This is a genomic window from Ectothiorhodospira shaposhnikovii, assembly GCF_022227765.1.
In the GTDB taxonomy this organism is placed as follows: Bacteria; Pseudomonadota; Gammaproteobacteria; order Ectothiorhodospirales; family Ectothiorhodospiraceae; genus Ectothiorhodospira.
This window is the reverse complement of record NZ_JAJMLZ010000004.1, coordinates 115,374-130,576: the sequence shown is the minus strand read 5'-3', so window position 1 is coordinate 130,576 and position 15,203 is coordinate 115,374. Positions and strand designations below refer to the sequence as shown.

The 15,203-nt window shown below is 56.7% G+C and carries 14 protein-coding genes and 1 tRNA gene; 1 reads left to right on the top strand and 14 read right to left on the bottom strand.

Annotated elements, in window-relative coordinates; genetic code table 11:
* Positions 1-65: 65 nt before the first annotated feature.
* Both LQD11_RS07050 and LQD11_RS07045 read right to left on the bottom strand, forming a co-directional pair.
* Positions 66-1,010: a histone deacetylase family protein gene (locus tag LQD11_RS07050; protein ID WP_238616916.1), complete on the bottom strand. Its 945-nt coding sequence runs from the start codon at positions 1,008-1,010 to the stop codon at positions 66-68.
* An 81-nt stretch (positions 1,011-1,091) separates the two neighbouring features.
* Positions 1,092-1,889, bottom strand: a complete 798-nt coding sequence (locus tag LQD11_RS07045; RefSeq protein WP_238616915.1) for a type II secretion system protein N — start codon at positions 1,887-1,889, stop codon at positions 1,092-1,094.
* A gap of 104 nt (positions 1,890-1,993) precedes the next feature.
* On the opposite strand from LQD11_RS07045, the gene LQD11_RS07040 reads away from it, so the two are divergent.
* A tRNA-Val gene (locus LQD11_RS07040) sits at positions 1,994-2,070 on the top strand.
* Between the two features lie 336 nt (positions 2,071-2,406).
* Here LQD11_RS07040 and LQD11_RS07035 read toward each other — a convergent pair.
* The 12 genes from LQD11_RS07035 to LQD11_RS06980 form a co-directional block, all read right to left on the bottom strand.
* Positions 2,407-3,033 carry a guanylate kinase gene (locus tag LQD11_RS07035; RefSeq protein ID WP_238616914.1) on the bottom strand — a complete coding sequence of 209 codons (627 nt, stop codon included), beginning with the start codon at positions 3,031-3,033 and terminating at the stop codon, positions 2,407-2,409.
* Positions 3,026-3,250 carry a hypothetical protein gene (locus LQD11_RS07030; protein WP_238616913.1) on the bottom strand — a complete coding sequence of 75 codons (225 nt, stop codon included), beginning with the start codon at positions 3,248-3,250 and terminating at the stop codon, positions 3,026-3,028. Before LQD11_RS07030 ends, LQD11_RS07035 begins: the two co-directional genes overlap by 8 nt.
* Positions 3,247-4,596, bottom strand: a complete 1,350-nt coding sequence (locus LQD11_RS07025) for an ATP-dependent DNA ligase (RefSeq protein WP_238616912.1) — start codon at positions 4,594-4,596, stop codon at positions 3,247-3,249. Before LQD11_RS07025 ends, LQD11_RS07030 begins: the two co-directional genes overlap by 4 nt.
* Positions 4,586-5,275 (bottom strand): hypothetical protein, encoded by a 690-nt coding sequence (locus tag LQD11_RS07020; protein WP_238616911.1) that lies wholly within the window; start codon positions 5,273-5,275, stop codon positions 4,586-4,588. Before LQD11_RS07020 ends, LQD11_RS07025 begins: the two co-directional genes overlap by 11 nt.
* Positions 5,269-5,733, bottom strand: coding sequence for a hypothetical protein (locus LQD11_RS07015; RefSeq protein WP_238616910.1), 465 nt, complete (start codon positions 5,731-5,733; stop codon positions 5,269-5,271). Before LQD11_RS07015 ends, LQD11_RS07020 begins: the two co-directional genes overlap by 7 nt.
* 55 nt (positions 5,734-5,788) lie before the next feature.
* A complete protein-coding gene (locus tag LQD11_RS07010) occupies positions 5,789-6,718 on the bottom strand; it encodes a toprim domain-containing protein (RefSeq protein ID WP_238616909.1) in 930 nt (309 codons plus the stop codon).
* A 155-nt stretch (positions 6,719-6,873) separates the two neighbouring features.
* Entirely contained in the window at positions 6,874-8,283 is a 1,410-nt protein-coding gene (locus tag LQD11_RS07005) for a DnaB-like helicase C-terminal domain-containing protein (RefSeq protein ID WP_238616908.1), read from the bottom strand.
* Between the two features lie 3 nt (positions 8,284-8,286).
* Entirely contained in the window at positions 8,287-8,613 is a 327-nt protein-coding gene (locus LQD11_RS07000; RefSeq protein WP_238616907.1) for an RNA chaperone Hfq, read from the bottom strand.
* 76 nt (positions 8,614-8,689) lie between these two features.
* Complete coding sequence (locus LQD11_RS06995; protein WP_238616906.1) at positions 8,690-9,424, bottom strand: hypothetical protein; 735 nt, start codon at positions 9,422-9,424, stop codon at positions 8,690-8,692.
* Positions 9,425-9,519: 95 nt separating this feature from the next.
* On the bottom strand, positions 9,520-10,293 hold the full coding sequence (locus tag LQD11_RS06990; protein ID WP_238616905.1) for a PhoH family protein: 774 nt from the start codon (positions 10,291-10,293) through the stop codon (positions 9,520-9,522).
* Between the two features lie 1,360 nt (positions 10,294-11,653).
* On the bottom strand, positions 11,654-12,247 hold the full coding sequence (locus tag LQD11_RS06985) for a DUF4376 domain-containing protein (RefSeq protein ID WP_238616904.1): 594 nt from the start codon (positions 12,245-12,247) through the stop codon (positions 11,654-11,656).
* Positions 12,244-15,153 (bottom strand): phage tail repeat domain-containing protein, encoded by a 2,910-nt coding sequence (locus LQD11_RS06980; RefSeq protein ID WP_238616903.1) that lies wholly within the window; start codon positions 15,151-15,153, stop codon positions 12,244-12,246. Before LQD11_RS06980 ends, LQD11_RS06985 begins: the two co-directional genes overlap by 4 nt.
* Positions 15,154-15,203: the final 50 nt, after the last annotated feature.

The following is a 15,203-nucleotide window of genomic DNA, read 5'->3' as shown; positions in this document are numbered from 1 at the left end:
ATGCCTGTCTGCCGAGACTAGCTCAGCCTGCCGAGTATTGCACCCGTCGAATCAGACCGACGGCCTCAAACAAGTTCACCATCGGCATCGGCCAGCACCTGAAGATGCGCCAGAACGCTGCGCCCCAGTGCCGGGAGGTCATAACCGCCCTCCAGCACGGATACCACGCGGCCCCGGCTGTATCGACAGGCCAGATCCATGATCATCTCCGTCAACTCGGCATAATCCGCCTCCACCAGCCGGAAACTCGCCAGCGGATCATCCACATGCGCGTCGAACCCGGCGGAGACCATCACCAGTTGTGGCGCAAAATCCTCCAGCACCGGCAGCCAGCGCGCCTTCATGGCGCTGCGCAGGGCCGGACCATCGGTACCGGCATGCAGGGGCAGATTGAGGATATGATCGCTGCGGGTATCGGCGCCGGTGCCGGGATACAAGGGGTGCTGAAAACTGGAACACAACAGCACCCGCGGCTCATGACGGAAGATGTCTTCGGTACCGTTGCCGTGATGGACATCGAAATCGACGATGGCCACCCGCGTCAGGCCATGGATCGCCATGGCATGGGCCGCCCCCACGGCAACATTGTTGAACAGGCAGAATCCCATCCCGAACCGCCGCCCGGCGTGGTGTCCCGGCGGCCGCACGCTGCAAAAGGCCGTGCTGCCGGGGGTTTCCATCACCCGGTCCACCGCCGTCACCACCGCACCCGCCGCCAGCCGGGCCGCCTCGAGGCTGTGTTCACACAGATAGGTATCGCCGGTATCGAGCATGTCCCATTGTCCCGGTGGCGGCACGGAGGCCTCCACCAGATCCAGGTACTCCGGTGCATGAACCCGTTCCAGCTGGTCACGGGTGACGGGGCGAGCCTCAAGGCGGATCACCCGCCGCCCCAAGGGGGAAGCGTCCAGGGCCTGCTCGATGGCCTGCAGACGCTCGGGACATTCAGGATGGGATGAAGGTGCCCGATGCAGCCGACAGGTTTCATGGGAGACGAAGAAGAGCGACATGGGCCGGGGATCCTGAAAAAGTGGCTGGGTTCTTCCTATTGATATAGCCCACCGTCCGCCACCCCGTTGGCGGACCGGAAATCACGGACTCTGAAACCGGATCATGAACCCATCACCCTGCGCTTCACCCACCTCGGCCAGCAGGCCGATCAGGGCCGAATCATTCCTGTCGCGGGGCGTGGCGACGGCCTCGAATTGCACCCCGCCCCGGCGAAGATCTCCGGTCGCTCTCCCCTGCAGCGCCAAAGGCCCCCCCTGATCCCTCAACGTGCCCTGAAATTGATCGCCTTCGGTATGAAACCGGCCCGATAACTGTCCCAACGGGACGGGACGATCAGCGAGAATGGCGGCATGGTGCCATTCCAGTTGCCCGCTGGCCGATTGGAGCCGGCCGTCATCGGTCATGTCCAGCCGTCGCAGGTCCAGCCGAACAGTGCCGTCCAGGCCAACGCCCTGCAGCCCCGCTCCCTCCAATATCCGTCCCAGGCGTGCGGCAGGTAACTGAGCCTGACCCTCGGTGATACGCCAGCCTGTCAGACTTCGACTGGCCACACCCTCAAACCGGCCGCCGTCGAAATGTGCTTCCACGTCGGCAGCGATACGTCCGGTGACGGCCTGCATGGGTCTCAACTTCCAGGACAGGTCCACAGCCCCCAGATCCGCGCCCGCCGTCCCGGGAAGAACCACCTGTCTCACTTGGCCGGAGCCCAGGGAACCCTCAATGTCCAACCTGGCCAAGGGCTCCGGGACGGGAAGATGTCGATCGGCAAATGCCTGCAAGGGCGGTAGCGGAACCTGCGCCACTACCCAGACCGAAGCGGTCAGCAGGATGGCCAGGAGGGACAATGAAAGCAACAGGGACAGGAAGAGTCGGCGCATGGGGAGATTATAAACGGAACGGTGACGGATCTGCCGGACCGCCATGTTTACAAAGTGTTTGACACACCAAAGACAGGCTGTATAATGCGCCCTTCAACAACGACAGGCGCGTAGCTCAGCTGGTTAGAGCACCACCTTGACATGGTGGGGGTCGTTGGTTCGAGTCCAATCGCGCCTACCATAACTGCTTGAATTTAAAGCCAAAAAAGACCCCTCAATCGTAGGGGTCTTTTTCGTTGGCAAAAGTTCTGCAAATTTTCTGCAAATGAGGTGCTTCCCTAAACCCGGAAAGCACCCCAAAAATACCGCCTTCAGGTGCCCGTTTTCGCCTCCGGACGATCCGGATCGTGATACGGAATCTCCAACCATCCGCGTTGGGTATCTGCCGACAATCTGAGGACGCAGTTAAAGGGGTTCAGCGCCCTTCTTGGTTGATACGGGAAGATCGCCAGTACCCTCACCGGGCTTCCATCGGCATGTTTCCACCAAGCGGTTGGGAACTCGTCACCCACCTGAATCACGCCGCAGCCTCCTGAGTCTTCAGCCAGTCCTTGCGCCCCATGCGCCGGCAGGCGTAATCGACCAGAAAATGAACCACCTCAACCTGGTTTTCCGGGCCAAAGTCCGACGCCATTGCCGACCAGTCCATCGCGCTCTCCCAGGACATTTCCTCATCAAGCAGGCAGACGATTCTCTCGGCCATTTCAGACAGATCAGGCGAACCAGTCCCCAGCTCCCGCTTCAGGTAACGCTCCAGAAGAAACCGCTTTGATCCGGACATGAACAACGCGAACACCGACAGGGGCCGCTCTCGGGCTTTCTGAGCGACTTTCAAAGCGCCACGCGGGTCAACGACAACGACACACGGGGCGTCGCTCTGGCTCGCTCTCAGAAGCTGCGAGACGGGCAATCCATACAGCTCGCCGCCCCGCTCCACATATTCGGCCATTTCCCCGGCGGCGATCATTTCCAAGAAGAGCTGGCGATCCACGAAGAAATACTCACGCCCAGGCACTTCGCCCGGCCTTGGGCTTCTGGTCGTGCAGGTGATCAGACGCTCAAAACCCAGCTCGCAAAGGATGCGCTGAAGAGTCGTCTTGCCGGAGGCCGTGGGTCCGGTGATGGTCAGTAATAGGTTACTCAACGATGGTTTCCTCCACGGGGCTTGCCGGGACTTCCTGCCCCAGCATCGCCAACAGACGATTGCGCAATCCAAGTTGCTGATCCAGAAGAGCCGGGTTGTCCACTTTGCCGGTCGCTCTGGCCTTGGCCTGCATTTCGCCAACCTGAGCATGAAGCAGTCGAACCAGTCCCACCGCTTCGCCCTGGTTCAGCAAAATTCCAATCCGAACATCACTCACGCTGCGACCTCCAATTCGTCGTCTGCCACGGTCTTGTCGTGCCTGAACTTCTTGAATCGCGGATGCCTCAAGGAGCCGTCCGACGTGACCTCGTGATAGTTGATTTCGATGATGCTGCCAATAATTTCATCAGGGGAGTCATGCAGCTTTTTCCAAATTTTATGGCGCTGGTCATCGGAGAATCCACCGCCGATACAGATATCTTCCCGGTTGTACCTTTTTACAACCAAACCACCTAGCACTTCGCTGTATTTGCCTTCGCCACGATAGTAACCAACCACGCGCAAATCGACCGTTTCCTCAGCCTTGATTTTGCCCCAATCATGAGAGCGTTTGCAGACGTAAGGGGCGTCAGGATTTTTCACAATGACACCCTCGCCATTCCGAGATCGAACCGAACCGTAGATGGCCATGATTTCCTCTTCGGAGTTGACGAGGTAGCATGTGGAATGCCGAATCGCGCCTTCTCTTGGGATAAATTTCGTAACCAGTTGTCGCCTGAATCTGAACTTTAGAGGAAACTTCTCTTCGATAAAAAAGCGGTAAGGCACGATGTCAAAAACGGTGAATACCGCATCCTCCGCCTTTTTCTCTTTCTTTCTGACCTGAGAAACGGTTTCGTTGAAAGAGGCCGCAACAACCTCCCCGTCAAACACGATCCCTTCCTCATAAATGTGCCTGTCTCTCTCGTTTGAGAAGTGAGCAACGATCTTCTTGGCAATCAATTCCAGCAAAGGCTCTTTGAGGTGGTCCAAAGAAGTTTGAAGCTTCCCAGTTCTGGATACGAACTCGACATCATCGCCCTTTACAATACCGAGAACTCTCATTCCATCCAGTTTTTCCTCCACCATCATTGGCCAGGTCTTGACCCGCTTGACCTCAAATGGGTGCGCCAACATGCAATTAAAAACTGGGATCAAATCCTTCATCAGCTTGTTGACGGATACCTCGGTAACGCCACACCTCAGATCCTTGAGCAAGATCCTTCTCAGCAGTTCTGCCGATTCGGGGTCAAGAAGGTTTGCGTGAAACCCAATAACCATAACTGCATCATTGATCCTTCTCTCTTTAAGTCCTTCAAGAAGACCAAGAATGCCGTCATCCTTGTTCGTCAGATCAAAGGTCACATTGCCCCCAGGCTGACCATGTACCGGCTCCGATCTTGAGAACAATGCCTCGAAAACTTTTACCTTGCCCACGCCATAGGTCCAAAACGGATTCAGGGCATAGAGCATGACAAGCCTGAAGTTTGCATCCTCAAGGCAAGTCTTCAGATGAGCCATTTTGGCCTTACCACTCAGACCCTCAAGGGTTCTGAGTTGCCTCATGACATATTTACTGTCCATTTGCCAATCTCCTTTCTGCAGCCATTCTTCTTGCCTTTTCAAGCATACTTTCGGGTTTCTTGAATGAGTCACCACTTACTGATTTTTCAGTTTGTGGCTTGAGCGCAGCCGCAACCTGAACCGGCGGCTTTTCCTCGACCTTGAGTTCGACGGGCGTTGCTGGACCCCCTTCGGCCTCTTTCATCATTGTGTTAATCAGGCCAGCATAGCCATCATCGGTCGGCACCTTCGGTTCCGGACGTGGCACGGGTTTTCTGGCGAACACCTCGTCACTGTTTGTCTTTTGACCCGGCACGGTCAGATTCAACGACTTGTCGCTGCCAGCAGCATTCCAACCACGGATGAATCCGGGGCTGGTCCTGTCCACGGTCATGGACAGCGCAGGCATCCCTTCAAGCCGCTTCAGAGGCTTGAAGTAAATGGCCTTGCCGGCGGTCAACTCTTCCTGGCGCAACTTCATGGCGCTGCAGTTATTGCGGTTCATGGCGCCGGCGCAGTCGCAGCGCACATCCTTTTCCGCGTCGGTGCTGACCTCTCCCTTCTTCCAGGCTTCAAGCGTCACCAGACAGGAGCCGTAGAACCGGCGCTGATTGAGCGCGTCACACCAGTGAATGTGGACGTTGCCATTGCCCACGGACTGATCAACAGAGACGGCGTTTTCCTGAGTCTCGTTTACCATGCTCCCCACTCCTTATTATCAATGGAAGAAACCGCGATGACGCTTTTGGCGACGAATACCTGTTCAGGCTCGGAATTGCCTCTCGAAGCATCCATTATGCGGCTAAAATGATTAGAAAATTCTTTACTTCCCACCAAACTCTCAAACCTTACTTTTGACCTTTCGGCGTAAGCAGGATCAAAATGCTTGGCAATGCTTGCCATAAAATCACCAGAACATTTAGTTCTGACTTGAACCACTCTAAAATAACCCTTTGCGGCTCTCTCTTTCTCAAACTTATCCACCAGAAAACTTGCGTTGGTCGAAACGTCAATTTTCACTTGCCCAGTTTGATCAACTTTGCCCCAGGCTCTAAAAATCACATCTGAGGACGTATTGGAGTGAAGCCTCACAATAGCGTAGTCTTTGGTGTATCCACGATGCACCCAATAAGAGGCTTCATAAAAAACGTATCTCATATTTCCCTCGCTTTACTTTCTGAATGATTCAAAGATACTGCTTGATTGCAGGGATTTACAGACTTCCCTGCGCCGCTTTCAAGGCAAAAGTCATCTTCAGTTTCACCAACGTCTCCAGCGTCGCCACCTTTGCCGTCCAGTAGGCTTCCCGCACAACGGAGGGCGCCACCTCGTTGGGATCTTTGCCCGGCGGAAGGATGGCGATGCGACACCTCAATCCCAACTTGGATACTCGCTGGGCTGTCTCACACGCATCCTGAATCGCCCTGGGTTCGCCGTCCCACATGAACACCACTTCTTCCAGGCCGCGCTCCTTGAGCGTCAGGAGCATCATCAGTTGCTCGTCGGACAGATGCTTGCCGAACGTGCCGATGGCGCCGACCTCCCGCAAGCTACACTCTTCATCCAGTGCGCTGCGGATGGCCATCACGTCAAACACCCCTTCCCCAATAACGACTGACTTACTTCCACGGACGTTGTGAGCGTCAAACAGGTAGCGCCCGGCCGCAGCGTAACCAGGCGGAAACAGATACTTATTGGTGGCGGCCCCGGTGATGTCTCGGCCCTGAAACGACACCAGCTCGGCATCCAGGTTGAACACCGGGATGATGATCCTCTTGGAATAATCCTGCCGGCGCCACTTGCCGCTGGGGTCTTTGTAGAAGAACCCGCCATCGTGGCTGTAGCGCAAATGGAAGTGCCGGGCCAGATCCAGGCTGATCCGGCGCTCTTCCAGATATCGAAGGTTGCGCCCATTGATCGGCAGAGGCATGGAGTCGGGCAACTTCAGGTCGCCCTTATCCATCTCAACCGCCAGCTCCACGCGCTTACGCGGACGCCATCCCAGCTCTTTGGCCACGGCCTCGATATGATTGATCGTGTCGCCATTGTTGCCGCCCACATGCGCCCGGATGAAGGTGAACAAATTGAACTTGGCCTCGCAACCGCCGGAAAAGCAGTTGCCAAGGCCAGTCTCCGCGTTCAAAAACACTTTCCACTTGCTCGTTCCACACGCCGGACACGTCCTTACGTTGAGCTGTGGACCGCGAGTGCCTGTCGTTCTCCTATAGGTGATGCCCTGATGATCCAAATAGCTCTCCGGATCTATCGCTTCAAGAACTTCTTGGAGGTTTGTGCGCCTCATTCAATCCCCGTTACACGCTTCACGAAAATCATGGATTCAAGGTCTTGCTGAATCCTCAAGGTCATGCCGCCCTTCTGGTTACGGGATGCTGCGAAGAACAATCTGGCTTCGCCTCGCTTTTCTTCCTCTTCGGTCTTGTTGATGGAAATCACAATGTCCGCAATGCGGATCTTGTTGAAGTCCTCGGCAACGTGGGTCATGCCTGCCACGATGGACTTGGCACCTTCGCGGTTCGTCTGCGTGGCGGACAGCATGGCCAGGTCTTCCTCTTGGGCAATGGCCCGCAGATCCACATAGATGCTCTTGGAGTTCTCCCTGGGATCATCGGTGGCACGGTTCGGAGCCATGATGTCCGCATAGTCAACCACCACCATGTCGAACCGGATACCCTGCGCCTTGTAACGGGCAATCAGCCGCTTGAGCATGGCCGACGTGAATGTGCCGGTTGGGTACTCATGCAGCATGAGCTTGCCTGCGCTGGCTGCGGCCAACTTGATTCGCTCCTGAACCTCAATGATCCTGTCGCTCAACTCACTCATGGGCACTTCGGCAATACAGGCGTCCAGACGGTCGCTCAGAATCTCGTTGGACACCTCAAGGGTCACAAACAGAACATTGCACCCCTGCAGCCATGCGTTCTTGGCAAACATCGCAAGGCCGGTCGATTTGCCCACTTTCGGCCCGCCCATGAGCAAAGACAGTTCACGCCTGCCCCAGCCTTTGTGCTTGAGCAGCTTGTCCAGGGCACGAACGCCGGTGGAGATGCCTCGCGGTGCGATCTCACCCGCAGCCTCGGCCCGACGCAATTCGGCCCGCTGGTCAATCCTTTCGGCATAGTCATACTGGCCCGCAAAGTCGGCTGCGCCCACTTCCGTTGCTTTTCTGACCAACTCCAGAATCCGCGCATGATCGCCCCGGCCAAGCAGGTCAACCGAAGTCAATATCGCGCCTGAAATCGCCTGATGCCGAGCGAAGGTGGCCACTTGGTCCACCACATAATCCCGGTCATCAATGTTGGTCGTGAGTACACGCTTGAGGGCTGTCTTGACCTCACCCAACAGCTCCGGACGAATTACTTTTGCCCGGAGATCGTCCTTGACCAACTGCATCAGCGTCACGGTGTCAGGCAGACGCCGATATCTGCCATAGTATCTAAGCGCGATGCTGACCAAAGCAGCCTCGGCTACGTTCTCAAAATACTCGGGCCGTACCAGTCCATCGGTGCGCTCTACGAAGATGGGGTCTTTGACGGCCAATGCCGCAATTTTGGTCTGAAAAGCGGAATCAAACTCGAACGCCGCATTGTCGGACCAATCCCCGGCAGAAACTGCCGGGGCGGTTGCGGTGGCCGTCCCCTCAAACCGCGCAGCAATGTCTTTTGCCAGCGATTCCTCGGTGACGGCCATGCTTTACTCCTGGTCGGGCAAGGGGAAGAAAGCCTGAATGGCGTGCTTGAAAATCGTGACCTCAAGATCACCGATGTCATCTTTCGAGCCTGCCGATTTGACGGTGACGGTATACTTGTCGAAGGAAGTAACCTTTCCATCGAGCGTCTGGTCGGAGTTAAAGACGAAACGGACCTTCGTTTCGCCCTTGCGGTACTTGTTCAGCAGCGCCTCATGGCCGATGGGAACCCGAGCCTGCTTGCCGTGATGCGTCCCGATCACGATGTCGCGGGGGGGCGTCCGCTTCAGGGTCAGTTTTTCCTTCAATCTTTCGCCAGTATGTGCGGTCATGTGATTCCTCTCCAAAAATTGAACTTGAACTTGAACGGCGCTTTTCACTTGCGGGGCTAGTATAGTCAGTGGTTACTTACATTTCACACCCCAAATCAACGGCCCTACGCACTACCTCCGGCGGGAAGTGCTTTGCGGCCACCTCAACGCTCAGCACCTTCTCCATGAAGATGCAGGTAGCCAGGGCATACTCTTGGTGCCGGCGTTCCTTGATCTGCTCGCACAGCCAGTCCTGGTAGGCCACCTGGTACGGGTGCCCCTCGAAGTTATCCAGTCGATACCAAGCATCATAAGGGACGCGAACAGAGGTCTTGATCGCGTCCAGCCAACCCTCGATGATCCCCACCTGCAGCGCATCGCAGCACAAGTGCTGTGGCCTGGGCGGGCGCTGCCAGAGCAGCCTTTCCGCGTGAGCCATGCCGGAGTCGCAGAACACCGGATAGGGGATGCCAAGACGATCCGCCTGCTGTCTGGCTCTCCAAAGGGCCTGATAATTGGTGGATTTGCCACTGAAGATGTCCCGGCTGCCCCTGATTCCGGGGCTGTATTTTCCGGTGCGCTTTATAGATGATGCGGCGTAAGCGTGGCTGTAGCAGGCCGCAAACAGGTAGGTGGCCTCAACCGGGTGCATTCGGCGGTAGTCGAACCACTTGCTATTGAAAAGCGCCTTTTCTTCGTCAAAAAGGCGCGGGTTGATCTTCCCCAGGGCAATGGCGTCGTAGACCTCCGTGGAGAGTCCCGCGCCGGTGTATTTGCCATGAATCGTGCTTTGAACGGTAATCTTGGGTATATGGGTTGTCATCTGGGTCATCCACCGCCGTTGTAATTTATTACCTTACTTCTTACTTACTATTTCAAGCGGAATTATAGACACTACAACGGCGGCAAATGACCCATATGGGTTGGTCACGCTGCGGCGGGAAGCTCGTAACGCTCGATGACCCTCTGCACAAGCCCGGAGCGGACGATATCACCGGCTTCAAACGTCACCGTGCGGACCCCTGAGAGTCCCTGTAAGCGGTCCACGGCGTCAGTCAGTCCCGAGGGGCCGGGAATGTCTTTCTGGCGCGGATCGCCGTTCACAATCAGCTTGGCGCCCTCCCCTGCCCTGGTCAGAAACAGCTTCATCTGGGTTGGGGTGGTGTTTTGGGCCTCGTCCAGAATCACAAAGGCATTGCGGAAGGTGCGGCCGCGCATGAATGCCAGCGGGGCGCATTCGATGGTCCCGTGCCTGACCAGATACTCGGTAAAACCACGACCCAGGCGCTCATGGAACACGTCCATAAAAGGCGCCATGTAGGGGTCGATCTTCTCCGCCAGTTCACCGGGGAGGAAACCAAGGTGCTCGCCGGCCTCAACGGCAGGGCGGGTCAGGATGATGCGCTCGATCCTCTTGCTGGCAAGAGCCTCGGCGGCCATGGCGGCTGCAATGTAGGTCTTGCCGGTCCCTGCGGGGCCAATGCCAAAAGTAAGCTGAGCACTTTTGATGGCGATGATGTAATGCCCCTGGGCTTCCGTGCGGGCCTCAAGGGCTTTGACCTCATTGGGGCGAGGCTTTGTCGTGGCTTCGTTTTGGACAATTTCCAACAGCGCCTGGTTTTTGGCCATCGCCCTGGCCGCTTTCTTTTCGGCCCGGTGCTGACGCTGGTCTTTCTTGCTGAACCGTTGACGGCCCTTCATTCTGTGCCCTTTCTTGGTTTGAGTTTGAGCGATACAAGCCTACGCCCTACCCCGGTTCGCCTTTCCCAAAGGATCTGTTGGATACCGCTCGCCAGTAGAATTTCCTTGAGAGCGCGAACTTGAGAGAGCGTTGGCGCCTGGATTGCGCCGTAAAGCCTTGCCGAGCCGGTGGCCCGGTCCAGCGTTGCCGTGCATGACCAAACGAAGGAATCCTCGGTCTGATCATGCACGCGAATGATTACCGTAAGAGGCTCAAGTGTTGCGTGCATGGATTCGGCTCTGAATCGCTTTCACCCAATCGGCAAACTCAACGTCCTTATTGAATGAGCCTCTGCAGTGCGCCTTTTGCCAGAAGAACCCGGCGTCAATCACTTTTTGAGCGAACCTCCATCCCTTGTGCCCGTTTACCTCGCCCTGAACATAGCATCGGGCCGATACGGTCAGGTCATGACTTGCGTATTCCAAGCCAAACACCCAAAGGAAAAGGCAGTTGATACCTTGGGAAAACCAAGCGGAGATTCTTGTGAGTTGGCGCATTAGAATTGGCTCCACATAAGCGGCGTCGTGCGGCGGGAGGGTTGAGGGTCGCTTGGCATGACGGCTACACCATTCGTAGTTCCAGGAAGCGACCATATGGGGTCACCGTCTGAACTATATCGCGTAACGGATAGAGGAGTATCGAACTGGAATCCGGTCGCAAAGAACGAACCATCACTCTGGTCAACCGCCAAAACCGACACTGCACTACCGTGAGATATACTGAGTAGAGGGACCCCATTCGTACTAAACTTTCTTATAGAAATTCCAGAGACTTCGAACCCTCCGATGACGAAATCCCCAGTTTCACGTACTACAGATACAGCCTGGGCAGAGTCTCCGTGATCGAGATTAGATATTAAAACCCCATCAACACTATATATCCTCGTTGTAATACCTCCGAACCGATCCCCACAGGACAGAAATCTACCCCCATACGGATCGAAGCTCACCGAATGAACAGTGGCTCCGTGATCTAATCCCCACAGTTCAGTGCCTGCTGAGGTATAACATCTGGTCGACACCCCGGAGACAACAACTCCACCCGTAATTATGCGACCATCAATACTGGATATTGCGACGGCTCGAACTTGGTTTCCGTGATCTCTTGACCAGAGAAGATCACCTTCAGAATTGTATTTTCGTGTAGTGATGTTACTCGCTCTATTACCAGCCGTTACGATGGAACCGTCTCTCTGATCTATCGCCACAGACATGACGTGGTTTCCGTGATCTCTTGACCAGAGAAGATCACCGTTATTATCAAATTTTCTCGTGGTGATGCCGCCTGATCTACTCCCGGCAAGAACGAAGAACTGCGCCATCACTCCCACCCCGCAGCATCAACGACCTCGGCCACGGACGCAGCCTGCATCACCGCTTCAACCTTTTCGCCCTCAGCGTTGATCAACTGGCTTCTTTCATGAACAATTAGGTCAATGGCGGCCTCAACTGCGCTGACGGGATGGTTCGCGTGGAAATTGTTGTCACTATCTTTCCAGCGAACGAAATGCGTAATGCCCAAACGCGCTGCGGCTCTCACCGCCTCGTCCAAGGTTTGTCGATTCTCACGGCTTCCGCTATACCGAACGCCATCTATCGTTACGCCGCGATCCTCAAGTTCAAACCTCCGCCTGCTGATGCGAAAAATGGCTTCACTCTTCACCTCGTCAATCGGACGATCAATGACTTCCCAACTCACGATGGCGGGACTTACTGAGCCATCGACCGTCTTTGCCCCAAGCGTCTGCCACCACTCAACTTTCGGATGCACAACCTCGCATCGAACTACACCATGAGTCATTACATCTTCATGCGTCAGAACGTGAGGAAAGATGACAGTAGTATTGCTCGGGAGGTGTCGATTCAAATCACGAATCACCTCACCATCATTGGTCAGGTATTGCTGCTGTCTCATTCTGCTTTCTCTCCACTGAAGTACCAACCGGACGGGTTGCCCTCGAAGAACAGGAAATTAACGCCGCCATCGGCATCGGTCAGATCAGGAACAGGGCCGATGCGAGAGGCGCCAGAGATGGTGATGGCTCTCGTGCCGCCGGAATTGATCAGTCGAAGGCGAACGAAGATGACGCCACCATCTACAGGCGGAGGCATCGTGATGGTGACGTTCGCATTGACAAGGCCGGTCTGCCGATTACCCAAGGACGGATCAAGGGTGATCGCGGCGCCGAGGTTGCCCAGGTTGTGCTCAGGCTGACCAAGCAGCGTCGGCGTGATGGTGCTCGACCAAGCGGCGCCATCAGGTCCAAAAATGAGCATTGACATCAAACTGCCACCCGCAGGCAGACTGCTGCCTCCATCAATGGCGATGTTTCCAGGTCCAAGGACCGATTGGCCATTGATAGTCTTGATGTTGGTTCCGGAGACGAGCGCAGACTGATACCCGGCCGTGGCGTGATTGCCCCAGCCATGAGCGGCGTCGGCCTTCGCCCCTTGAGCGGCTGTGGCAAAGTCGCCAACGGCCGCTGCAGCCGCCGTGCCAAGAGTAGGACGGTTCGACAGGTCCAGGTAGTTACCGCTGCTCGCCACTTGGGCCAGCGACGCCTTGAGCGAATACTGAGGGTGTGGGTCTGCAGCGCCGGTATGGGCCGCCATGGATGCGGAAGCAGTGCCCGCAGGATCTGCGCCCGTCTCGGCAGGCGTGTGCGAATGAGTAGATGCTGCCTTTTCATCAAGCGCGGCCTGAAGCCCAGTCACTGTTGAAATGGCCTGAGAGCCAGTGTGATTGTTTCGGTTGAGAAGGTGAGCATCGGTCGAATTGGCAGTGGCACCTGCAGCAATGGCATCCAGCTTTGCCTTGTCGCCGGTGGACATGAATCCGGCGTTCGAGGATGTTGCCGTCGGCACCGATACGCTGGAGCCTGTGGAGCTGGTGATGCTTCTGGTGTTTCCGCTACCAGAAATTCCGAGGTTCGTTGCCACGTTCACCTGAGCGCCTGCAGCTACCCCGGCCAACTTCGTTTTCTCGGCGCTGGTGAAATCTTCAGTGGAGAGCTGCTTGCCTGCTACCTTTTGGACGTATTGGGTGTGTGGATCTGAAGCGCCGGTATGGGCCGCCATGGATGCGGAAGCAGTGCCTGCGGGGTCCGCACCTACTTGGGCCGCGCCAGGCAGCGGGTGAACGTGGTCGGAGCGGCTGGCCGTGGCGGCGGTGCCCGCAGAGGCGACCCCAAGAGCGAGAGGTGCGCTGTTGGAAAGCGCGGCGCCCTCGCCTCCACTTGCCACAATTTCGATGTTCCCAGATCCAAGAACCGGCTGCCCATTGATGGTCTTGATGTTGGTTCCTGAGACAAGGGCGTTCTGTTTGGCGTCCAACTCGGCCTGCAGACCAGAGACGTTGGCGATGGTGTGGGTATGTGCGGATGCCGCCTTTCCATCAAGCGCAGCCTGCATTCCGGTCACATCAGAGATGGCGTGACCATGCACGACGTTTGCCTTTCCGCTGAGTAGAGGGGCAAGGTTTTCGCCAAGCACATACTGCGAGTGCGGGTTGGCCGCCGCGACGTGAGCGGACACAGCGCCTGCAGGCTCCGCACCGACTTGGGCTGGGGACGGGACCGCGTGAACATGGTCAGAGCGACTGACGGTGGTTGCAGAGCCTGGGGTGGCGGTGCCAAGTGGTTGCGGCGCCGCATTGGACAGCAAAGACTGACCATCCCAAGGCGTAATCTGAACATCCCCAGATCCAAGAATCGGCTGGCCGTTGATGGTCTTGATATTGGTTCCGGAGACAAGGACGTTTTGCTTAGTGCCAATAGCGTTCTCCATCTCAAGTACGCTATTGCTGATCGCCAAAAGCCCTTCCGCAAGGCCGGCCACATGACCTACTTCGTGACCATGATCAACCCCAGCCTTCCCACTCAGGGCGTCGGCAACATCAGCGGATCGGGCATACTGCGGATGGGGGTTTGATTCCGCCCCATGCGCAGTCACAAGCCCGGCAGCCGTGCCAGCGGGGTCAGCCCCTACGTCGGCTGCAGTTGCCCCGTGTGGATTGCGTTCTGCGGCGTGCGCTTCAAGTGCTTGGGCATATTGCGGGTGCGGATTGGCCTGACCGACATGCCAAGCCACCGCGCCGGCCACTTCTGCGCCTACTTGGGTCGCAGTGGGTAGCGGGTGAACGTGATCCTCACGGGCAGCCTTGTCGCCGGAGCCTGCAGAGGCAGTGGCCCCAAGATTGGAGGGCGCCACGTCGGAAAGCTCGATGGATTCCGCCTGCTTATTGACGAGCTGCCCTTGCCACGTCAGGGTGCCTTGTGGATCAGTGTCAAACCCGGCCAACACGCTCAGGTTCGCATGAACGTGGCCCGCGCTCTCTCCAAGAGCGTCAATCAGATCCTGCACGCCTTCTACAGCGGCCAAGGCTTCGCTGGCGGCCTGCTCTGCCCTGTCAGCCTCGTTGGTGGCCTCGACGGACGCCGCCTTGGCAGTCTGGATGGCCTGATTGGCCTGATTCAGAATGACCTCGGCCTGACTCAGACTGGGCGGTGCATCAGTAGATACCAGCGTGTGCAGATCGAGGGTTTCGCCAGACTCCGGCACGTTGGCAAAAACATTCATCAGCGGCCTGGAGTCGGACTTTGAAAAAGCCTCGATCCGGTAGCGACTTTCGCCGGTGCCGCGAGAGTTTGGCCAAAGGTTCATGCTGGCCATGCCCGCGCCATCAGTGACAAAAGACACCTTGCGCGGCACAACCACACCATGATCCAGCTCGACGCGGGTCAGGCTGGCGACGATAGTTGCGCCGACAATGGGCTTGCCGGCGCCATCAATAAGTCTTGCGTTTACCCGCGTGGTAATCATCCGAAAACCTCAGTCATTGATTACTTATTTTAATGGCGTTTTGATAGCCT

Coding starts and splice junctions, on each gene's coding strand:
- LQD11_RS06990 (WP_238616905.1), bottom strand. CDS start 10,293: ATGAAGGGCCGTCAACGGTTCAGCAAGAAAGACCAGCGTCAGCACCGG.
- LQD11_RS07020 (WP_238616911.1), bottom strand. CDS start 5,275: ATGGTAAACGAGACTCAGGAAAACGCCGTCTCTGTTGATCAGTCCGTG.
- LQD11_RS07045 (WP_238616915.1), bottom strand. CDS start 1,889: ATGCGCCGACTCTTCCTGTCCCTGTTGCTTTCATTGTCCCTCCTGGCC.
- LQD11_RS07050 (WP_238616916.1), bottom strand. CDS start 1,010: ATGTCGCTCTTCTTCGTCTCCCATGAAACCTGTCGGCTGCATCGGGCA.
- LQD11_RS06985 (WP_238616904.1), bottom strand. CDS start 12,247: ATGAGACAGCAGCAATACCTGACCAATGATGGTGAGGTGATTCGTGAT.
- LQD11_RS07005 (WP_238616908.1), bottom strand. CDS start 8,283: ATGGCCGTCACCGAGGAATCGCTGGCAAAAGACATTGCTGCGCGGTTT.
- LQD11_RS06995 (WP_238616906.1), bottom strand. CDS start 9,424: ATGACCCAGATGACAACCCATATACCCAAGATTACCGTTCAAAGCACG.
- LQD11_RS06980 (WP_238616903.1), bottom strand. CDS start 15,153: ATGATTACCACGCGGGTAAACGCAAGACTTATTGATGGCGCCGGCAAG.
- LQD11_RS07000 (WP_238616907.1), bottom strand. CDS start 8,613: ATGACCGCACATACTGGCGAAAGATTGAAGGAAAAACTGACCCTGAAG.
- LQD11_RS07025 (WP_238616912.1), bottom strand. CDS start 4,596: ATGGACAGTAAATATGTCATGAGGCAACTCAGAACCCTTGAGGGTCTG.
- LQD11_RS07015 (WP_238616910.1), bottom strand. CDS start 5,733: ATGAGATACGTTTTTTATGAAGCCTCTTATTGGGTGCATCGTGGATAC.